Consider the following 21756-nt stretch of genomic DNA (forward strand, 5'->3'; position numbering starts at 1 on the left):
TTGCAATATTTTATAACTTTATTTTCAGTTATCCACAGCTCTATGCAGGTTTAAAAATAGTCTTGAAATCTTGTCCTATCCAAGTTAAAATAGTTATCCACTTATCAATAGCTCTATCCACATAATTCTCGCTCTATCCACAGCAACCCGTGTATTACTTAGGTTTTTTGTTGACAGATCCATATAAATATGTATTTAATCCACACTATTTAGGGATTATTTTTCTCTCAATCATCTATCCACATGTGCGTAACTTTTCTGCAAATTCAAAAGTTTATCCACAAGTTTTCCACAGTCTACAATAAACGCAAAAAAGCCACTGTCGATTACTCAACAGTGGTCTAATTGTGCTTGGCAACGTCCTACTCTCCCAGGACCCTTCGGTCCAAGTACCATCGGCGCTGGAGGGCTTAACGGTCGTGTTCGGGATGGGTACGCGTGGAACCCCTCCGCTATCGCCACCAAACATGCGTCTGTGAAACAGACGCTGTCGCGTGAAATTTGCTTCATCACAGAAGTGTGAATAAATTCCATAGCGTAATCCAGGCTTGATGCCTGAAAACTGAATCCGAATTGAATTTGCGTCTTAAGTATAGGATAAGCCCTCGACCGATTAGTATTGGTCAGCTCCATGCATTACTGCACTTCCACCTCCAACCTATCTACCTCGTCGTCTTCAAGGGGTCTTACTAATTGGGAAATCTCATCTTGAGGGGGGCTTCACGCTTAGATGCTTTCAGCGCTTATCCCGTCCGTACGTAGCTACCCAGCCATGCTTCTGGCGAAACAACTGGTGCACCAGCGGTACGTCCATCCCGGTCCTCTCGTACTAAGGACAGCTCCTCTCAAATTTCCTGCGCCCACGACAGATAGGGACCGAACTGTCTCACGACGTTCTGAACCCAGCTCGCGTACCGCTTTAATGGGCGAACAGCCCAACCCTTGGGACCTACTTCAGCCCCAGGATGCGATGAGCCGACATCGAGGTGCCAAACCTCCCCGTCGATGTGGACTCTTGGGGGAGATAAGCCTGTTATCCCCAGGGTAGCTTTTATCCGTTGAGCGATGGCCCTTCCATGCGGTACCACCGGATCACTAAGTCCGACTTTCGTCCCTGCTCGACTTGTAGGTCTCGCAGTCAAGCTCCCTTATGCCTTTGCACTCTTCGAATGATTTCCAACCATTCTGAGGGAACCTTGGAACGCCTCCGTTACTCTTTAGGAGGCGACCGCCCCAGTCAAACTGCCCGCCTGACACGGTCCCCGTACCGGATTACGGTACTAGGTTAGAACCTAGATACGATCAGGGTGGTATCCCAACGGCGCCTCCACCGAAGCTTGCGCTCCGATTTCTACGGCTCCCACCTATCCTGTACAGATCGTACCCAAATTCAATATCAAGCTGCAGTAAAGCTCCATGGGGTCTTTCCGTCTTGTCGCGGGTAACCTGCATCTTCACAGGTATTAAAATTTCACCGGATCTCTCGTTGAGACAGCGCCCAAGTCGTTACGCCATTCGTGCGGGTCAGAATTTACCTGACAAGGAATTTCGCTACCTTAGGACCGTTATAGTTACGGCCGCCGTTTACTGGGGCTTCGGTTCATAGCTTCGGATTGCTCCTAACCACTCCCCTTAACCTTCCAGCACCGGGCAGGCGTCAGCCCGTATACTTCGCCTTGCGGCTTCGCACAGACCTGTGTTTTTGCTAAACAGTCGCTTGGGCCTTTTCACTGCGGCCCCCTCGTGCTATTCACACTACCGGGGCACCCCTTCTCCCGAAGTTACGGGGTCATTTTGCCGAGTTCCTTAACGAGAGTTCTTCCGCGCGCCTTAGAATTCTCTTCTCGCCTACCTGTGTCGGTTTGCGGTACGGGCACCTTCTCCTGGCTAGAGGCTTTTCTTGGCAGTGTGAGATCATGACCTTCGCTACTGTAATTTTCGCTCCCCATCACAGCCCAGCCTTAACGATGTGCGGATTTGCCTACACATCAGCCTCACTGCTTAGACGGACATATCCATCAGTCCGCGTCACTACCCTCCTGCGTCACCCCATCGCTCATAGCGGATTACGGTGGTACAGTAATTTCAAACTGTTGTCCTTCGACTACGCCTTTCGGCCTCGCCTTAGGTCCCGACTTACCCTGAGCGGACGAGCCTTCCTCAGGAAACCTTGGGCTTTCGGCGGATCAGATTCTCACTGATCTTTTCGTTACTCATACCGGCATTCTCACTTGTATGCTGTCCAGCGCTCCTTACGGTACACCTTCAACCCACATACAACGCTCCCCTACCCCAGATACATACGTATCTAGCCATAGCTTCGGTGGTGTGTTTAGCCCCGTTACATTTTCGGCGCAGAGTCACTCGACCAGTGAGCTATTACGCACTCTTTCAATGGTGGCTGCTTCTAAGCCAACATCCTGGTTGTCTGTGCAACTCCACATCCTTTCCCACTTAACACACACTTGGGGACCTTAGCTGATGGTCTGGGCTGTTTCCCTTTTGACAATGGATCTTAGCACTCACTGTCTGACTCCCGGCAATAAGTATATGGCATTCGGAGTTTGACTGAGCTTGGTAATCCTTGCGGACCCCGCACCCAATCAGTGCTCTACCTCCACTACTCTTATACCGAGGCTAGCCCTAAAGCTATTTCGGGGAGAACCAGCTATCTCCGAGTTCGATTGGAATTTCTCCGCTACCCCCACCTCATCCCCGCATTTTTCAACATGCGTGGGTTCGGGCCTCCAGTGCGTGTTACCGCACCTTCACCCTGGACAGGGGTAGATCACACGGTTTCGGGTCTACGTCCACATACTAAATCGCCCTATTCAGACTCGCTTTCGCTGCGGCTCCGTCTTCTCGACTTAACCTTGCATGTTAAACGTAACTCGCCGGTTCATTCTACAAAAGGCACGCCATCACCCATTAATAGGGCTCTGACTTTTTGTAAGCACACGGTTTCAGGTTCTATTTCACTCCCCTTCCGGGGTGCTTTTCACCTTTCCCTCACGGTACTGTTTCACTATCGGTCGCCAGGTAGTATTTAGCCTTAGCAGATGGTCCTGCTGGATTCATACGGGGTTTCACGTGCCCCGCACTACTCGGGATCCGTCTCGGAGAGAACACAGTTTAGGCTACAGGGCTTTTACCTCTATCGCGGGCCTTTCCAGACCTCTTCGCCTACCATATTCCTTTGTAACTCCATGTGAGACGTCCCACAACCCCTAAGAGCAAGCTCTTAGGTTTAGGCTGTTCCGCGTTCGCTCGCCGCTACTGACGGAATCACTATTGTTTTCTCTTCCTCAGGGTACTTAGATGTTTCAGTTCCCCTGGTCTGCCTCTACATCTCCTATGTGTTCAGAGATGAGTAACTGCGAATTACCACAGCTGGGTTTCCCCATTCGGACACCCCCGGATCAAGGCTTGCTTACAGCTCCCCGAGGCAGTTTCGTTGTTCGCCACGTCCTTCGTCGGCTCCTGGCGCCTAGGCATCCTCCGTGTGCTCTTATTAGCTTAACCTCGATTTTCCCTAAGAAAAATCTCACTAATAACATTTACTCGTTTACACAAGTTGCTAAAAGATGTTCTAAAACGCAAATTCGTTTCGGTATCCAGTTTTCAAGGATCAAGATAAAAATATTCTAGACATAACAAATAGATGAAGTTTGTTGGTGGAGCCAAGCGGGATCGAACCGCTGACCTCCTGCTTGCAAGGCAGGCGCTCTCCCAGCTGAGCTATGGCCCCGCAAATTCCATCAAAACCGAACAAATGGATACGCGTTAAATGATTGTGGAAGTTTAACTTCCGATTTGAATGTCTTCATTGCAGAAGACGATTCTCCATAGAAAGGAGGTGATCCAGCCGCACCTTCCGATACGGCTACCTTGTTACGACTTCACCCCAATCATCTACCCCACCTTCGGCGGCTGGCTCCCTTGCGGGTTACCCCACCGACTTCGGGTGTTGTAAACTCTCGTGGTGTGACGGGCGGTGTGTACAAGACCCGGGAACGTATTCACCGCGGCATGCTGATCCGCGATTACTAGCAATTCCGACTTCATGCAGGCGAGTTGCAGCCTGCAATCCGAACTGAGACCGGCTTTGATGGGATTGGCTTCACCTCGCGGCTTCGCTTCCCGTTGTACCGGCCATTGTAGTACGTGTGTAGCCCAGGTCATAAGGGGCATGATGATTTGACGTCATCCCCACCTTCCTCCGGTTTGTCACCGGCAGTCACTCTAGAGTGCCCAACTTTACTTGCTGGCAACTAAAGTTAAGGGTTGCGCTCGTTGCGGGACTTAACCCAACATCTCACGACACGAGCTGACGACAACCATGCACCACCTGTCTCCTCTGTCCCGAAGGCCGCCACTATCTCTAGTGGATTCAGAGGGATGTCAAGACCTGGTAAGGTTCTTCGCGTTGCTTCGAATTAAACCACATACTCCACTGCTTGTGCGGGTCCCCGTCAATTCCTTTGAGTTTCAGTCTTGCGACCGTACTCCCCAGGCGGAGTGCTTACTGTGTTAACTTCGGCACCAAGGGTATCGAAACCCCTAACACCTAGCACTCATCGTTTACGGCGTGGACTACCAGGGTATCTAATCCTGTTTGCTCCCCACGCTTTCGCGCCTCAGCGTCAGTTACAGCCCAGAAAGTCGCCTTCGCCACTGGTGTTCCTCCACATATCTACGCATTTCACCGCTACACGTGGAATTCCACTTTCCTCTTCTGTACTCAAGTCACCCAGTTTCCAGTGCGACCTCAGGTTGAGCCCAAGGTTTAAACACCAGACTTAAATGACCGCCTGCGCGCGCTTTACGCCCAATAATTCCGGACAACGCTTGCCCCCTACGTATTACCGCGGCTGCTGGCACGTAGTTAGCCGGGGCTTTCTTCTCAGGTACCGTCACTCCGGTAGCAGTTACTCTACCGGACGTTCTTCCCTGGCAACAGAGCTTTACGATCCGAAAACCTTCATCACTCACGCGGCGTTGCTCCGTCAGACTTTCGTCCATTGCGGAAGATTCCCTACTGCTGCCTCCCGTAGGAGTCTGGGCCGTGTCTCAGTCCCAGTGTGGCCGTTCACCCTCTCAGGTCGGCTACGCATCGTCGCCTTGGTGGGCCGTTACCCCACCAACTAGCTAATGCGCCGCAGGCCCATCCCTCAGTGACAGATTGCTCCGTCTTTCATTCTTTCTTCAGGAGAAGAAAGAAATTATCCGGTATTAGCTACCGTTTCCGGTAGTTATCCCAGTCTAAGGGGCAGGTTGCCTACGTGTTACTCACCCGTCCGCCGCTAAGTTACTTTGAAAGCAAGCTTCCAAAGTAACTCCGCTCGACTTGCATGTATTAGGCACGCCGCCAGCGTTCGTCCTGAGCCAGGATCAAACTCTCCAATTAGTATTGAAAAGAGCGATATGCTCATTTTGAAACTGACGATTCATTAAATGAATCTTTTTTAAAATTAACGCGTTCCATTTGTTCAGTTTTCAAAGAACTTGCTCCTAGCATTTCGACATTCAATGTCTCTTGCACAGGAATTTTAGTATATCATGTTGTCGTATTTCTTGTCAACTTATTTTTTCATCGTTTGTGTTTCATTTGTTCGATGCGTCATAAGCACAAGAGATAATATACCATGCCGTTCTTATGTTTGCAAGCTTTTTTTGAAATAAAAATAATCTACGAATAAATACTTTCAAACTAACACAAACCAACACAAATTGATTCCAATAATTCATAATCTGTGGCTAAATAGAATCTATCGCAATCCCATATATTAACTTCTAATGATACGTACGAGAGGAGTCTAAATGAAAAACAATCCATCTACTGCTACGAGCCAAACAAACACTAAGGACAAGGAGCAGCGTAATCTGCAGCAAGCAACAATTTATAAGATTTTGCTGGCTGTCAGCTTTGTTCATTTATTTAACGATTCTATTCAGGCAGTTATCCCTGCAATCTTCCCTATTCTTAAAGATAACCTGATGCTCTCCTTTGCTCAAATTGGGTGGATCTCCTTCGCCTTAAACATGACGTCCTCAGTGATCCAGCCAGTCATCGGATATGCCGCTGATCGCAAACCTCGTCCTATTTTGTTACCACTGGGCATGTGCAGCACATTTTTAGGCGTACTTTTATTGGCTTATGCCAACAACTATATCCTTGTATTGTTTTCCGTCATGTTAATCGGCTTCGGATCTGCTACCTTTCATCCGGAAGGCATGCGTGTGGCTCATATGGCTGCCGGTCAGCGGAAAGGTCTTTCGCAATCTATTTTTCAAGTCGGCGGCAATGCCGGGCAATCTCTAGGTCCAATGCTTACAAAATGGATTTTCATTCCCTTTGGGCAGATCGGGGCTCTTGGCTTCACTATCGTTGCGGCTGCCGGAATTGCCGTCCAGACCTATGTCGCTCGATGGTATCGGGAGATGCTGGATGCGGGATATACGTTTCATAAGAAATCAACCGCACGCGCAATCGATCCTGCCCGCCGCAAAAGTATTCGCACGGCAACTATCATCCTTGTGTTCCTAGTCTTTGTAAGATCTTGGTACGGCGCTTCTATCGGCAGTTACTACGCTTTCTATTTAATGGACAAATATCAAATGACGCTTGATAAGGCCCAAATCTATATTTTTATGTATCTGGCAGCTGGAGCTGTCGGTACATTCTTTGGAGGCCCACTGGCTGACCGCTTCGGACGGCGTAATCTCATCCTTCTTTCTATGGTCGGAACAGTGCCCTTTGCGCTGGCTCTACCCTTTGTGAACCAAATGTGGGCAGCTATTCTCCTGCTGATTGGTGGTTTCATCCTTTTGTCCAGCTTCTCCGTTACTGTAATCTACGCTCAGATGCTTTATCCAGGCAATATCGGAACAGTTTCAGGGTTAATCACTGGTCTTGCTTTTGGGCTCGGAGGAATTGGCTCTTTGGTACTCGGCAATCTGATTGACACCATTGGAATTTCAAAAGTGTTTATTGCTTGTGGATTCCTCCCTCTTCTTGGTTTCCTTGCTCTCCTGCTTCCTAGAGACGAGAAATTAGAAGAATGGGCCGCTCAATAAACATCAGTAAAATCAGTAACCACTTAACGCCTTACTCATGACTGCAGAAAATAGAGCGGCAGCCTTCCCGCTGCCCTCTGTCATATAATTATCCCTATTTGTACGATCAAACCCCATCCACACTGCAGCTGTCCATTCCGAAGTATAACCAACAAACCACAAATCCCGATTAGCTTTCTTGCTTACGCCAGGCAAATCCAATTGGGTTGTTCCGGTTTTCCCTGCTACAGGTCTGTTCATTTGCGCTTTTTTGCCTGTTCCTTCATTGACAACATTACGGAGCATCATCGTCATTGCCTCTGCGGTTCGCTGCGAGATTACCTGCCGTGATTCGGAGAGATGTGAATACACGACCTTCCCTTTTGAATCCATTATCGTGCGTACCATATGAGCCTCATTCAGTTTACCTCCATTAGCAAAGACACCGTAGGCTTGTGTCATTTTAAGTGGAGATACTCCGTTATGAAGCCCTCCCAAAGCTATTGATAAATGGTTATCCTCCTCCGTAAGTACAATTCCTAATTTGGCTGCGAATTGCCGCGCAGATGAGATTCCAACCTGCTTCAAAAGCCAGACGGCTGGCGCATTTATGGATTTTTGTAGCGCTGTGATCATGGTAATCTTACCTTGGTACACTCCATTCAAATTCTCAGGTACATAGCTTCCATAAGCGTATTTGCGATCAGACAGTATGCTATCCGGGCTATACTTCCCGCTCTCTAGTGCGGGTCCATAGTCAATGATCGGCTTGAAGCTGGACCCAGGTTGCCGCGCATCAATTGTAGCTCTATTCAAGCTCCCCTCGTTATGTTCACGTCCACCAATCAATGCTACCACTTCACCTGTACGATGATCCATGATCGTCATAGCAGCTTCTACCTGCTGATCTTTTCCGTCGGGCGGGAAAGATGAGTGCTTAAGAAAGGCCTGTTCAAGCGCCTGCTGTGCTTTAATGTTCAATCCTGTAACAATAATGTAGCCACCCGTCCGAAGCTCCTCCACAGACTTCCCAGTGATCTGAGCCGCTTCCTTAAGCGTAGCATCCACATAATGTACGCCAATGATTTCTTCTTTGTTTGCAGCGGGAGGATGATACTGTATATCTCTAGCCTTAATCATTTGTTCATTAGTGATCAGTCCTTGATCTAACATAATCTGTAGAACGAGATCCCTTCTTGTTTTGGATAATGTCCAATTATCTACCGGATTATAAATAGACGGTCCTTTAGGAATTCCCGCCAGGGTGGCGATTTGCCATATTTCTAGTTTTTTTAAATCGGATACGCCGAAGTAACGCTCCGCAGCTGCCTTTACTCCATATTGCCCACGCCCCATATAAATCTGATTGAGGTAAAGCCCTAGGATCTCTCGTTTTGTTAACTGTCTCTCTAATGCAAGAGCAATGGATGCTTCATTTAGCTTACGTATGACATTCTTGTTCCTGTTCAAATAAAGATTGCGAGCTAGCTGCTGAGTAATACTACTACCGCCCTCGGAGAGATCCATATCCACAATATTATTTAGAAAAGCGCGAGAAATCCCTTTATAATCTAATCCCTGGTGGCTATAAAAGCGCCGGTCCTCCACCGCTAAAAACGTATTGATCAATAATGCAGGCATCTCCTCCAGCTCCGCTGAATATCTATACCCCGAGCCCGGTAAAGGGATCCTTCGTAATGTCGTCCCATCCGAGGCCTTAATGATGCTCGATTCCGGCAGCTGAAGTTTATCCTCTTGCTGCTTAACCACTTGCCCGCCGTATTGAAATACGTAAAGCAAACCCACGAGCGCTATTATTACTCCAATGATACTCCCATCAAATAATAAATACCCCAGACGGAGTATCCGGGTACGCATGATCCATCTGCCATCCTTGCCTGAACGGGCTACACTTTGTTTTTTTTCGGTAACGGCATTCATGACTCTATAATCAGGTTCTCTAAGAACCGCTCCATACTACGGGCTTCAACATTCGCTGCTTCAAGAAGTGCTTGGGCTTCCATCCCATCATCCGAATTGTCAGCCTCCTCTACCTCACGGAGAGCACGGAGAATTGCCCGAGTTCTTATCAATAAAGCTACTGCTGGTGTGTCCTGCATCGTTTCTGGTGCTACGCCTCTATTTGGAACTTCAATTCTTTGCATGCGATTCAGGTTAGCGGCGATTTGGCCTAATTCTCCTCCGGAGAGGACCTTGATTTCTTTTGTTACTCCCTTATCTGCTAACTCTGAGGTTCCAAGCAATACCGTGTGCAAATCATCGGCAATTTTCTGTGAACGGAGAATAAACAACCCGCTGAAGAATAGAACAAATAGAATTATGGCGCTGGGGATTGTTCCAATATGATTAATATTCCAATGGATAAGACGAACAAAAAAGACGCCTGATTGCCCCGAATAATGTGCATACAGCAAAGCAACAACCCGCTGGACAGCAAAAAGAAAGGCAGCACTCAAAAGAGCACTCCCTATAAAAACATAAAGATAATGGATGCGAACCGTCCGAAGTTTGTGCATAGTAATCCCTCCTTGTGCTCATAAGAAGAAACGCCTTCGGCGTCCTTTTTAAGGACGATAAGCATTTCTTCGAAAAATATAAGGATAAAGTATAGCTTGAAGCTTATACTTTCTTATATTTCAAGGATAGCTTCCAAATCTTAAGAACCTGCCTAGAGTTTTCTTAAGATTCTATGAAGAAGGGGAAACAGGTGATGAAATCCGTGCGAAGTGGGGAGCTTTCTACATAAATAACGCCATTGTGGCGTTCGATGATACTTTTTGAAATGGCAAGGCCTAAGCCTGAACCGCCTGTATGCTGTGAACGGGACTTCTCTGCCCGATAAAATCGTTCAAAAATAAACGGAATATCGCTCTCTGCAATCCTCTCTCCAAAGTTGCTAATGCGGACAATCGCTTCATTTCCCTTTTTACTGAAACCAATCTCCAGTTTCTTGCCGCTTCTCCCGTAACGGATTGCATTCGTAATCAAATTCTCATAAGCACGAACTAATTCTTTAGGGGAAGCCTCTATCCACAGCTCATCAGCTTGGTCATCGATCTCGTAGGTCATTTCAGCCTTTGTTAGTTCAGGAACCGACTCCTCCGCTAACTGCCGTATAAATGCTTTTAAATCTAATCGCTCCATAGCCAGAGGGTATTCCCCACTATTTACGCGTGTATATTCAAAAAGATCGTCGATCAGTTTACGCAGCACAAGGGATTTGTTGTAGGCTATGCTCACGTAATATCGTATTTCTACTTCTTCCTGGCATCGATCTTGCTCGATATATTCCAGAAAGCCGAGGACCGAGGTGAGTGGGGTTCGTAAGTCGTGTGAAACGCCAGTAATCAAGTCATTTTTCGCATTCACAGCTTTACGTTCCTCTTCCACGGAGTGCTGCAAACGCTCAGCCATTTCATTAATATTCTCAGCCAGCACACCCAACTCGTCCGATGTTCTGACCTCAATGCGGTGAGTCATCCCTGAGCTCGTGATTTCCTGAATCCCTTTGGTGATCTCCTCCAGATACAGCACAACTTTACGAGTATAGATAAAAAAGAACAGCAAAAAGCTGATAATCCCGGCTGCGGTTAGCAGAGGCATAGAGCCAATATGATTAATGATCCAGCGTAAGATACGTGAATAGGGAGCCGACTCTGGAGCTGGATTCAGATAGATCATAAAATTTACGAGCTGGTAGCCAGCCATAAGTAACAAACCACCGGAAAGTACACTAAGTAAAAATGCAAATATAAACTTCCACCGGATCGTTGTTATATATTTGGAATTCAAGAAGCCTCACCTAATCCTTTCAGGAAGGTCCATCTAATTTATAGCCAACTCCCCAGACGGTTTGTATGTAACGCGGGCGCTTTGAATCGATTTCAATTTTGTCGCGGAGATTACGAATATGTACCATAACTGTATTGCCTCCATCTAAAAATGGTTCATTCCACACTTTATCGTAAATCTGCTCTAAGCTGAGCACTTGACCTTGGTGCCTTGCCAAAAGCTCTAGAATAGAAAATTCCCGCGGAGTCAGCTTAATCTTCTGTAGATCTACATGTACCTCATGCTTAGACGTATTTATAGTTAAATCTTCAAAGCTCAGTTTACTTTCACTCCCCAAGCTACTATTATCCTTATTAAATGCGTGGTAACGACGCAGCTGTGACTTGACGCGGGCCACAATCTCTAAAGGGTTAAACGGCTTGCCCACGTAGTCGTCCGCTCCTATGCTCAGTCCTGAGATTTTGTCCATATCGGTATTTTTGGCTGAAAGGATGATAATCGGCATCTTCCGCGCTTCACGGATCTTCATACATGCCGCTAGTCCATCCATCTTAGGCATCATGACATCAAGAATAATTAAATCCACTTCTTCCTTCTGCAGACACGCCAGCGCTTCCAACCCATCATAGGCTTTAAGCAGCCGGTAGCCCTCATTGCTGAGATAAATCGATAACAGCTCTACAATTTCCCTCTCATCATCTACTAACAATATCGTCTCTCTCTTCACGGAAGGGGTATCCTTTCAAATAGAGTAATAAGTATCTATAGCTTATATATTAGCAGATCAATCGATCGACAATAAGAAGGATACGCAAAAAAAGGGTACCCGTTCCTCTCGTACTTAAACGAAATGGAACTGGCACCCTTTTAGGATTTAGTAAAAATATGCTTACATCTCCAGCAGTCGAATCAGCTCATCCTCATCCTCGATGACTTGAATGCCCAGTTGCTGTGCCTTGGCCAGTTTACTACCTGCCTTCTCGCCGGCAATAACCAAATCCGTCTTCTTAGATACACTTCCAGACACCTTCGCTCCGAGTGCTTCCAGACGTTCGGCTGCTTCGTCACGTGTAAGCTTTTGTAATGAACCGGTCAACACTACCGTTTTTCCACTAAAGAAGGAATCGGTATTAACAGGACGTAGTGCTTCAGGAGCCTTTGCTTCAACGCCAAGCGCGCGTAAACGCGAAACGTTCGCCACAACGATAGGATCTGCGAAGAAGTTAACAATGCTCTCGGCGACAATCCCGCCAATGTCCGGTAACTCAGCGAGTTCCTCTGCTTTAGCCTGCATCACAGCATCCAAATCGCGGAAATGATCAGCCAGCATCCTGGTTGTTGCTTTTCCTGTGTTAGGAATACCTAACGCAAAGAGGAACGAAGCGAGATCACGCCCCTTGCTATCTTCTAACGCTTGCAGCAAATTCTGTGCTTTTTTCTCTCCAAAACGATTTAGCTGTACAAGCTGCTCAAAGGACAATTCATACAGATCGGCAGAGTCATGTACATTAAGCTCGTCGTAGAGCTGGCCTGCCGTCTTCTCACTGAACGTCTCAATATCCATAGCATCACGCGAAGCGAAATGAGTAATCCGGCTAACTATTTGCGGCCTACAATTCAGCTTATTGTTACAGAAAAGATGCGCGCCGCGCATTTCCAGCGGATATCCACAAGCCGGACAATTTTCAGGAAAAATGATCTCTTCACCGTCATTCTCTTCTGTTACTTTGCCGAGGATTTCTGGGATAACATCATTAGAGCGCCGAATAAACACTCGTGAGCCTAAGGCGAATTTCAAGTTTTTGCGCTCAATATCGCCCACATTATTTAATGTGCAATTCTGTACGGTAACTCCAGCAAGCTCTACAGCCTCAACACGAGCCAGCGGAGTCACTTTACCTGTACGTCCAACATTCCAGCTAACAGACTCTAGCACGGTCGTTGTTTCTTCCGCTTCAAATTTATAAGCCACCGCCCAGCGTGGAAACTTATCCGTATAACCAAGAACCTCACGGATACGGAAATCCGTCACCTTAATTACGGCTCCATCGATCAGGTAATCAAGACTTGAACGACTCTCCTCGATTCCAGCAAGCTGTTCGGTCACATCATCGAAATCATTGCAGTAAGTCAGATAAGGATTTACTTTGAATTTGTTATTCCGCAGAAAATCCATCATCTCCTGATGATCTGCGAAATCTACACCCTCTGCAAAACCTACATTATAGAAATAAGCATTCAACCGACGCTCTGCAGTCGTCTTTGGATTAAGATTACGCAGTGCACCCGCTGCTGCATTACGTGCATTCTTCAGCGGCTCTGCAGCCCGTGTATTATAATCAGCCAGCACAGACAGATTCATAATTCCTTCACCCTGAACCTCAATGACCCCTTCTTTAAAAGGAATCGTTAATGGAACAGACTTAATGGTCTTCACCTGTGCAAGGATTCCTTCACCCACTACACCATTCCCACGGGTTGATGCCTGTTCGAGAACACCATTCCGATAGGTTAGATTTAGCGTCAAGCCATCGAACTTCAGTTCTACTGCATAACAAGGATCAGGCAGAGGGTTGCCTGGGTTCTTAAGATTGTACTCATTCACTAAGCGAAGTACCCGCGTATTCCAGCTCCGCAGCTGTTCGATATTCTGTGCTTTATCCAGACTCCAAAGCGGAGCCAGATGCCGATGCGGCGTGAAGCCCTTAAGAAGATCTCCTCCTACACGTTGTGTAGGAGAATCCGGTAACACGAAGCCACTCTCAGCCTCCAGTGCTACAAGCTTGTCGTATAAAACATCGTATTCCTTATCGCTGACTAGCGGTGTATCCAGCGTATAGTAGTGGTAATTATAGTGATTCAATTCTGCAACAAGCTCTTCCATCACATGCATAGCATCCATGCAGGTACATCCCTCCGTCAATAAGTTTCCTAATGGTTAGCGTGGTCTAAATATCCGTTCGTTAATCGTTTGTTACTATTATTCCACCCTGGTAATCGGTGCAAACCCTGCAAGCAGTCGTTTTACACCCACTGGTGCCGGAAAAGCAATTTGTAGCTCCGTATCATTCCCGGTGCCCTTCACAGCTACAACGGTGCCAGTGCCCCATTTGCCATGCGAAACCTTATCACCCGCTTTGTATTCGCCAGCTGCTGCAGCCCCTGCTCCAGTAGCGCGCTGAGCGCCTCCGGAGGTTACGGTCACGCTGCTCTTGCTTGTCGCTGCTGACGCCGTGCTTCCGCCTGCCGACGTAGCTTCGGCCGCTCCGCCCCGGCCGCCAAAGTTCCCACGGCTACCGCCGCTAAAGCCGCGTCCGCCGTAAGCACCGCCTACGTCCGCGCCTCCGCGCTGGAAGCGGTCCTTCGTCTTAACGGTATCTTCCTTCAGCTCTTCTGGAATCTCCTCCAGGAAGCGGGACGGCTGGTTCGCCGTCGTCCGCCCAAAGAGTGTACGCATCCGTGCACAGGAGAGAAACAGTTGTTTCTCGGCGCGTGTGATCCCTACATAAGCAAGCCGACGTTCCTCTTCGAGCTCATCATTGTCCTGGAAAGCACGGCTATGCGGGAATACGCCTTCTTCCATACCGACGATAAAAACGGTCGGGAATTCCAGACCTTTGGCACTGTGCATTGTCATTAGCACAACAGCATCACTACGATCCTCTTCATCATCGTTGACACTATCAATATCTGCGATAAGGGCCAGATCCGTGAGGAAGGAGACCAGTGACTTGTCCTCGTTATTCTTTTCAAACTCCATCGTCACGGACAAGAACTCATCGATATTCTCTAGCCGGGAGCGAGATTCGAGTGTGTTTTCATTTTGCAGCTCCAAACGGTACTGCGACATCTCCAAGATTTTTTCCGTCAGTTCAGTTACAGACAAGAACTCCACCATACGGTGCAGAGCTTCAATCATATCGTAGAACTCTACTAGCATATTCCGCGTCCGTCCGGCAAAGCCCAAATCATCAACAGTTTGCAGTACGCGGAAGATAGAAACACCACGTTCACCAGCTGCAGCTGCCAGCTTGCCAACCGTTGTATCCCCTAATCCCCGCTTAGGTACATTAATAATACGCGTCAGGCTGATATCATCATCAGGGTTAGACAACAGGCGTAGATACGCCAGTAGATCCTTGATTTCTTTACGATCATAGAACTTAATCCCGCCAACAATTTGATACGGAATATCTGATTTAATCAGAATTTCCTCGATTACCCGTGACTGGGCATTCGTACGATACAATATCGCGTGATTCTGATAAGCTTGGCCTTGTTTTACATTCTTACTAATTTCTCCGGTTACAAAGTACCCTTCGTCATGCTCAGAATCTGCTCTGTACACTTTAATCTTGGCGCCTTCTTCAGAGTCGGTCCACAGCTTCTTCGGCTTCCGTCCACTATTGAGCGCGATCACACCATTCGCTGCATTCAGGATATTAGCGGTCGAACGATAGTTTTGTTCTAAAAGAATGGTCTTCGCTTCTGGATAATCCTCTTCAAAATTAAGAATGTTCGTAATATCCGCTCCGCGCCAGCGATAAATCGACTGATCACTATCCCCTACTACACAAATCCGGTGGTGGCTATCAGCTAGCATGCGGCATAACATGTACTGCGCTCTATTCGTATCCTGATACTCATCTACATGGATGTATTTGAATTTCTTTTGGTAGAAATCAAGAACCTCGGGAACTTCTTTAAATAATTCGATAGTCTTCATAATCAAATCATCAAAGTCCAGCGAGTTATTGCTTCTCAAACGTCTTTGGTACATCTTATAAACCTTAGCAATAAGGCCTTCAAAATAATCGCCAACCTTCTGCTCATACTGCGCTGGAGTGATCAGTTCATTTTTGGATGCGCTGATTACAGCTTGTACAGCTTTTGGCTCGAATTTTTTCGTATCAATGTTCAGTTCCTTCATACAGTTACGGATTACCGATAGCTGATCTGTAGAGTCCAAGATGGAGAAGTTGGAGGTAAAGCCAATCCGCTCGATATCCTTCCGCAAAATCCGCACACACATAGAGTGAAAGGTGGATACCCAGATATCTCTTCCCTCAGGTCCAACGAGCTTAGATACCCGTTCCTGCATTTCCCGCGCGGCTTTATTCGTAAACGTAATCGCCAAAATCGCCCAAGGCGGCGCCTTTCGATTGGCAATCAGCCAGGCGATTCTGTGAGTCAACACTCTCGTCTTCCCACTGCCCGCACCAGCCATAATCAAAAGGGGTCCTTCAGTAGTCTCGACAGCCTGTCTTTGTGGAGGATTCAGTCGACTCACTGCATCTTGTATGCTAATAAGTTGCATGTGTAACATGCTCCTTTCTAAATATAAAATCACAAATCATAAGTAGTCCTTGGACTAACCACTACTCAAATTGCTCTTGTACTGTCTTCTTCACAGCCGCAACTGTTAGCAGTGCCTTCTGTACATCACTATAAATAATATTGCCGACCACTACTGTATCACATAGAGCTGCTGCCTGCTCGGCTTCCGCCTCACAAGTAATGCCCCCACCATAAAAAAGCTGGGCTTGCTCCACCATTTCGCGCACTGTACGCACGGTCTCCATATCCCCAAATCTACCGCTGTATTCAAGATAAACAATCGGCAGTGACATCAGCCTGTCCGCAACCTGAGCATAAGCAGCCGCTTCTTCAGCATCAATCGCCGTCTCAGCCCCTGTAATCCGCGCAACTGAAGATTCGCTATTCAGCACAATATAGCCTTCCGTTAGTAACGAATCCCATGGAATCATAAATCCATAGCGTTCAATCGCTCGGCGATGATGGCCTACAATCCAAGCTGGATCAGGCGTATTAAGCACCATTGGAATCATATAAAGATCAAATCCGGGCACGGCAGCTTCAAGTTCGGACACCTCGAGTGCACAGGGCAACTCAAACCGTCTTACTCTGGATAAGAGATCCACTGTGTTCTCATAGGTTACTCCTGTAGAGCCCCCTATCAGTATGGCATCCGTGCCAGATAAGCAAACGGCCTCCAAATCCTCATCCAAAATCATCCGGTCAGGGTCAAGCTTAAACACATGCCGCCAAGGTTTGATCATTTGCTGCACTGATTTCATGAGAATCATCCTTAATAGTCATTTGGGCAAGACAAAGACACTCCTGCCGCCGCAAAAGATATAAATCTAGTCTATGCCAGCACAGCAGGTGTGTCAATTTAAAGCGAACAAAAATGCGAACATTTTTTCGCATATAAATTTTGGGAAACCCCGCAAAGTACCTGAATACACGCTAAGGAAAGCAGCAATTTGTGGGGATATATTAATGGCAATAAGTAGTCTACGATTTCAACGTACACCTGAGATGTTAATCAAATCCTTTTCGGGTACAAAATCAGTGTAAAAACCATCCACGCCCATACGGGCCAGCTCCCTAATTTCATTTTCTTCATTTACTGTATGAACATATACTCGAGCACCAGCCTTCTTCAGCTTTTTAACAAAGCTCTTGGTGGCTCGGCTAACTGGCATGGTAATATCCACACCTGTTTTATTTACAAACTCAATAACCTGTTCATCCGTATCCTTGGATTGGTACAGGGTGTAGAGCACTTCCGGAAAAGAATATACCTTATTGATCTCATCCAGCATCGTCTGATTGTATATTTGTGGAATGATTCGATCTAATATGGCTGGATCCCGGCGCTGTGCCGCTTCTACCAACAATGTAAATTGTTTATTTATAAGTTCAGGTTTGATTTCTTTCGTATCGGTCACGATATAAGCATCTGGATAATGCTGCATCAGATCAAGCAACTTCTCAACATCGATCGGGGAGTATATATTTAAGATTGGACTGTCCATGAATTCCTTATAATCTAGCACTACCCCTTGTTTATTAGCAGGAAGTACATCCAACTGACCTAAAAGCTTACTCATGTTGCCTGACCACTCATGCCTGCCTACTAGCTGATCATCAGCCGATAATAACAAGTCTACTTCAAATACACGAGTTCCCTGTGCATAATTAGCAACAAATGCTTCAAAGGCATTGGTGTATGTATGACCGTTAATGCCACCCATGGCATGTGCTACGACCTTGTGAGCCTCAAAACCACTTGCAGGCTGTTCGTCTTCATTACTAAAAGCGATTACAAGTAACATGATAAGAGCTCCAATTACAATTACGGTAGCAACAATCTTTTTCTTATCCATAGTTGAGAGTTTCCTTTGCGAAGTTTAGATTATAAAACCAATAGAAAAACAATACCCCGCTCTACCATAGGTAGAAACGGGGATCCAATTAAAGTTTTAGAAAATCTGAATAAGTGCAGGAATCAATAAGCATTTTTGTTGACAAAGCCGTTGCGAATCGTTTTGAAAATAATTCGAATGTCAAACAGTAAAGACCAGTTCTCAATGTAGAAAATATCGTGCTTGATCCGCTCCTCGATGGAAGTGTCACCGCGGAGTCCATTACTCTGTGCCCAACCTGTAATTCCAGGGCGTACATGGTGCTTAACCATATACTTCGGAATTTCATCACGGAACTGTTCCACATAATATGGGCGTTCTGGTCGAGGTCCCACCACACTCATATGTCCCAGCAACACATTAAAAAATTGCGGAAGCTCATCTAGACTTGTCTTACGGATAAAAGTACCAAACCGAGTTCTGCGAGGATCTTCACGCGTACTCCAGCCTGTATCCTCTTCACCATCCTGCTGCATCTTCATGGAGCGGAACTTATACATCATAAAATTACGACGGTTCAGACCTACACGTTCCTGCCGGAATATAATCGGTCCCGGAGAGGTCAGCCGGACACCAAGAGCCACGATAAGCATCACTGGAGAGATCATAATAATTGCGAACAAAGAGAACACAATATCAAACAATCGTTTTGCCATCTTATTCCCCGTCATATCTAGTGGAATATCACGAACATTAATCATTGGCATGCCTGCAAAGTTATCAAAGTAAGGGCGGGCTGGTAAGTAGTCGAAAAAATCAGGGATAATCAGTGTGCGTACACCTGCTTTTTCACAGGCCGCAATAATTGAAGGGTACTTCGAATGCGCATCAAGTGGCAGCGCAAGGATAACCTCATCCACAGGCAGCATCTCTAGCATTCCAGACAACTGGTCAACTGTTCCAAGAATTGGTTTATATCGTTGTTCTTCAATTCCATCCCAAGTATGATAGTCATCCAGGAAACCAATCGCTTCGTACCCAAGCTCAGGGTACTGTTCTAGATTATTGTAGAATCTTTTGCCTAGCGTTCCTGCGCCTATAATGAGTACAAACTGTCGGTTGAAGCCCTTTTCGCGAAAAGATTTAAGCATTTTCTTCAGTACATAACGGTATAGCATAATAGAAAGAATGTTCAATCCCATGTAAAGAGCTAGATATGTTCGGGAGATATTTATTTCTTTCACGAAAAACATCAGACCAAGCAGAATGAAAATGCCCATAATATGCACTTGGAAAATCTTAATGAATTCATCGACAAACCGTTTCTTACGCTTCGGCAAATACAGCGACAGCAGTATACCGATTAACACTGCAATTCCGCCATAAATCATACTCCAGTAAGCGTACGACTCTACAGGCAACGGGTTTTCATACTCCATCCAACCACTTCTAAACTTTAGCCACCAGGCTATAAGGAAGGACAGCTGGATAACAAGAAAGTCAGCCACCATATAGAGCTGTGTCAAAAATTTCTGATTACGCCGAATCATAAATTCACCTCAGTATTCTTTTCGTTACGTGCACCTGTTTCATTAGCGGAGTTAAGACTCTGTGCAGGTGATGGAACTCTTTTAGGAGAGATTAAGGCATTCCGCAAAAGAGAAAGTGCGAACTTCACGCCAACTCCAGCATATACTGTTCCATTTATCATACTGTTGTACTTCTTACTATAATGCTTACGATGAAATAAAATCATTGCCCGGTGGAATTCATAGACGATCTTAAACGGTCTGCGTCTGGCACTGCCACCTTTAAGATGCACGATAGCAGTCTTCGGATAATAATAAATCTCCCAACCAGCCTCTTTAATACGATAACACCAATCTAAATCCTCACCGTACATAAAGAACTCTTCATCCAATCCACCCACCTGGTTAATCGTCTCCCGCCGCAGCAGCATAAACGCACCAACCAGACAATCTATCGGGTAATCAAGATCAGGGTCCAAATATCCTAACTGGTAACCATTAAACCTCGGACGATCCGGAAATAGCTTACTAAATCCAAAAGCATAATAGAAGGAAGCTGACGGTGTCGGAAATCCCCGCTTACAGGCTTTATCTAGCGAACCATCCGGTAAAATAATCTTACATCCTGACGCCCCAACATCGGGCCGACTGTCCATAAAGGAGATCATTGTCTCCAGCGTATCCTTACGCACTACTGTATCTGAGTTGAGCAGAAGCACATACCTTCCGGATGAAGCCTCCATACCTTGATTATTTGCACGGGCAAAGCCGACGTTGTCCTTATTTGCAATCAACATTACACCTGGAAACTCTCTACTAATCTTCTCTACCGAATCATCATGGGAATTATTGTCTATCAAAATAATTTCATAGAAATAGTTCGTTTCTGAGTCATATACCGACCTGAGACAATCCATCGTCAGGCGACATGTGTTGTAATTAACAATAAGTATACTTACATCTACATTCACTGCGTAACGCTCCTGACAAATATAGTAATCTACCGACAATAATTATAACATAAAACCTCCCTGAGAGGAGGTGACGTTTCAGGGAGGTTTTTCCAGATTCGATTTAGATTTTGTGTTTCTTTCTCTCTTTTATGGTGGTTTGTATATACTTCCGCTTCTTTTTTAATGCAGGGAGCTGAGTGAAAAAGGATTTCCATGCTGTGATTAACTGCGGCTCTCTAAGAAGCATATAGCCGTGCGCGGCAAGCTCATAGGGAAGAGAAATGAAGATTGTCTTCAGCATCGTTCGAGCAGGTTCATTCTTATAGATCATTTTGTAGCGGTTAATGTAAGATATTCGTCGGATGAACATCGCTTTGGTGCTGCGGCCAGACGTTTTCCAGCCACGTTCATGATACCCGATCGCCTCAGCATCATAGCAAGCTTGCCAGCCAAAGAGCTGAGCGCGCCAGGCGACGTCCACGTCCTCCTTATATGCAAAGAAGTCCGCATCAAAAAATTCACCATCGACACTAATGTCGTTGATCATCCGACGAGAATACACCGCAGCCGCTCCAGATACACCAATTACAGATCCAGACTGTGTCCATTGGGCTGCTGGCTCACCCGCACCGCGATCAAACGCACGCCGTGCTCTGTTCATACGGAGACCCGTGCTGTCTACCAGTCCATGATCGCCCTTTAGAAGAAGCTTTCCTGTGGCGCTGCCGATCTGTGGATTATTCTCCATCTGTGTGATAAGTCTGGAGATATAGTCTGGAGCCAGCGTTAGGTCAGGGTTAAGGACGAGCACGTAATCTGTCTCCGTTGCTGCTATCGCCTGGTTGTGGGCTGGGGCGAAGCCTGTGTTAAGCTCATTCTCCAGAAGGTCAATTGTTGGATATTGCTTTATCTCCCTTGCGGAGTTCATAGCTTCATGCCCCACCAAGAATGCAGCGGGTGAGTCCGATTTAAACTGGTGATAGAACGTTCTGACCTTATCCGCCGAACCATCAGTTGAAGCGTTGTCCACTACGACAATTTTTTTGACCAAATAATCCTGTGCCATTACTGCCTCTATACAATCTATGATGTCGTCAGCACTATTATAGGTGACGATATGTACACTAACTGATTTGTTGTTCATGGGTATCCTCGACTTTGTGATTTCTTGTTAACTATCTACTCCCTTCCTATTATAGCGAAAGAATACAAAAAACTCCCGCATCGTTATGA

At 46.4% G+C, this 21756-nt stretch carries 12 protein-coding genes, 1 tRNA gene and 3 rRNA genes; 1 reads left to right on the top strand and 15 read right to left on the bottom strand.

Going from position 1 to position 21756, the window contains the following annotated elements:
• Positions 1-349: 349 nt before the first annotated feature.
• From rrf to MHB64_RS28035, 4 genes are all read right to left on the bottom strand, one after another.
• Positions 350-466 (bottom strand): 5S ribosomal RNA (rrf, locus tag MHB64_RS28020).
• Positions 467-593: 127 nt separating this feature from the next.
• Positions 594-3522: ribosomal RNA gene (locus tag MHB64_RS28025) — 23S ribosomal RNA — on the bottom strand.
• A 150-nt stretch (positions 3523-3672) separates the two neighbouring features.
• Positions 3673-3748 (bottom strand) — tRNA-Ala (locus MHB64_RS28030).
• Positions 3749-3849: 101 nt separating this feature from the next.
• Positions 3850-5407, bottom strand: a 16S ribosomal RNA gene (locus tag MHB64_RS28035).
• The 16S, 23S and 5S rRNA genes sit together here with 1 tRNA gene alongside, the layout of an rRNA operon.
• 413 nt (positions 5408-5820) lie before the next feature.
• Between MHB64_RS28035 and MHB64_RS28040 the strand changes: the two genes are divergently transcribed.
• On the top strand, positions 5821-7077 hold the full coding sequence (locus MHB64_RS28040) for an MFS transporter (RefSeq protein WP_094870805.1): 1257 nt from the start codon (positions 5821-5823) through the stop codon (positions 7075-7077).
• A 12-nt stretch (positions 7078-7089) separates the two neighbouring features.
• Here MHB64_RS28040 and MHB64_RS28045 read toward each other — a convergent pair whose 3' ends face one another.
• The 11 genes from MHB64_RS28045 to MHB64_RS28095 all read right to left on the bottom strand — a co-directional run bounded on the left by MHB64_RS28045 (position 7090) and on the right by MHB64_RS28095 (position 21667).
• Complete coding sequence (locus tag MHB64_RS28045) at positions 7090-8997, bottom strand: transglycosylase domain-containing protein (RefSeq protein WP_341135818.1); 1908 nt, start codon at positions 8995-8997, stop codon at positions 7090-7092.
• Positions 8994-9593: a hypothetical protein gene (locus MHB64_RS28050; protein WP_341135819.1), complete on the bottom strand. Its 600-nt coding sequence runs from the start codon at positions 9591-9593 to the stop codon at positions 8994-8996. The genes MHB64_RS28045 and MHB64_RS28050 overlap by 4 nt, the downstream gene beginning before the upstream one ends.
• 163 nt (positions 9594-9756) lie before the next feature.
• Positions 9757-10869, bottom strand: coding sequence for a sensor histidine kinase (locus MHB64_RS28055; protein WP_341135820.1), 1113 nt, complete (start codon positions 10867-10869; stop codon positions 9757-9759).
• Positions 10870-10888: 19 nt separating this feature from the next.
• The gene (locus MHB64_RS28060; RefSeq protein ID WP_341135821.1) at positions 10889-11596 is read right to left on the bottom strand and encodes a response regulator transcription factor; all 708 of its coding nucleotides are present in this window, start codon (positions 11594-11596) and stop codon (positions 10889-10891) included.
• Positions 11597-11758: 162 nt separating this feature from the next.
• Complete coding sequence (ligA, locus tag MHB64_RS28065; protein WP_341135822.1) at positions 11759-13771, bottom strand: NAD-dependent DNA ligase LigA; 2013 nt, start codon at positions 13769-13771, stop codon at positions 11759-11761.
• 78 nt (positions 13772-13849) lie between these two features.
• Positions 13850-16186 carry a DNA helicase PcrA gene (gene pcrA, locus MHB64_RS28070; RefSeq protein WP_094876502.1) on the bottom strand — a complete coding sequence of 779 codons (2337 nt, stop codon included), beginning with the start codon at positions 16184-16186 and terminating at the stop codon, positions 13850-13852.
• A gap of 61 nt (positions 16187-16247) precedes the next feature.
• A complete protein-coding gene (locus tag MHB64_RS28075; RefSeq protein ID WP_179283642.1) occupies positions 16248-16967 on the bottom strand; it encodes a heptaprenylglyceryl phosphate synthase in 720 nt (239 codons plus the stop codon).
• 228 nt (positions 16968-17195) lie between these two features.
• Entirely contained in the window at positions 17196-18062 is an 867-nt protein-coding gene (locus MHB64_RS28080) for a phosphatidylinositol-specific phospholipase C/glycerophosphodiester phosphodiesterase family protein (protein WP_094870814.1), read from the bottom strand.
• Between the two features lie 122 nt (positions 18063-18184).
• Positions 18185-19591: an undecaprenyl-phosphate glucose phosphotransferase gene (locus tag MHB64_RS28085; protein ID WP_042192233.1), complete on the bottom strand. Its 1407-nt coding sequence runs from the start codon at positions 19589-19591 to the stop codon at positions 18185-18187.
• Complete coding sequence (locus MHB64_RS28090) at positions 19588-20487, bottom strand: glycosyltransferase family 2 protein (protein ID WP_445671648.1); 900 nt, start codon at positions 20485-20487, stop codon at positions 19588-19590. Before MHB64_RS28090 ends, MHB64_RS28085 begins: the two co-directional genes overlap by 4 nt.
• A 157-nt stretch (positions 20488-20644) precedes the next feature.
• Positions 20645-21667 carry a glycosyltransferase family 2 protein gene (locus MHB64_RS28095; protein ID WP_341135824.1) on the bottom strand — a complete coding sequence of 341 codons (1023 nt, stop codon included), beginning with the start codon at positions 21665-21667 and terminating at the stop codon, positions 20645-20647.
• Positions 21668-21756: the final 89 nt, after the last annotated feature.

Source organism: Paenibacillus sp. FSL K6-2859 (assembly GCF_038008265.1).
Classification (GTDB): Bacteria; Bacillota; Bacilli; order Paenibacillales; family Paenibacillaceae; genus Paenibacillus_AQ; species Paenibacillus_AQ nitricinens.

Bases quoted from the DNA above. Each gene is read 5' to 3' on its own strand.
- MHB64_RS28085 (WP_042192233.1), bottom strand. From the start codon at position 19,591: ATGATTCGGCGTAATCAGAAATTTTTGACACAGCTCTATATGGTGGCT.
- MHB64_RS28045 (WP_341135818.1), bottom strand. From the start codon at position 8,997: ATGAATGCCGTTACCGAAAAAAAACAAAGTGTAGCCCGTTCAGGCAAG.
- MHB64_RS28090 (WP_445671648.1), bottom strand. From the start codon at position 20,487: ATGGATTGTCTCAGGTCGGTATATGACTCAGAAACGAACTATTTCTAT.
- MHB64_RS28080 (WP_094870814.1), bottom strand. From the start codon at position 18,062: ATGGATAAGAAAAAGATTGTTGCTACCGTAATTGTAATTGGAGCTCTT.
- pcrA (WP_094876502.1), bottom strand. From the start codon at position 16,186: ATGCAACTTATTAGCATACAAGATGCAGTGAGTCGACTGAATCCTCCA.
- MHB64_RS28050 (WP_341135819.1), bottom strand. From the start codon at position 9,593: ATGCACAAACTTCGGACGGTTCGCATCCATTATCTTTATGTTTTTATA.
- ligA (WP_341135822.1), bottom strand. From the start codon at position 13,771: ATGGATGCTATGCATGTGATGGAAGAGCTTGTTGCAGAATTGAATCAC.
- MHB64_RS28075 (WP_179283642.1), bottom strand. From the start codon at position 16,967: ATGAAATCAGTGCAGCAAATGATCAAACCTTGGCGGCATGTGTTTAAG.
- MHB64_RS28095 (WP_341135824.1), bottom strand. From the start codon at position 21,667: ATGAACAACAAATCAGTTAGTGTACATATCGTCACCTATAATAGTGCT.
- MHB64_RS28040 (WP_094870805.1), top strand. From the start codon at position 5,821: ATGAAAAACAATCCATCTACTGCTACGAGCCAAACAAACACTAAGGAC.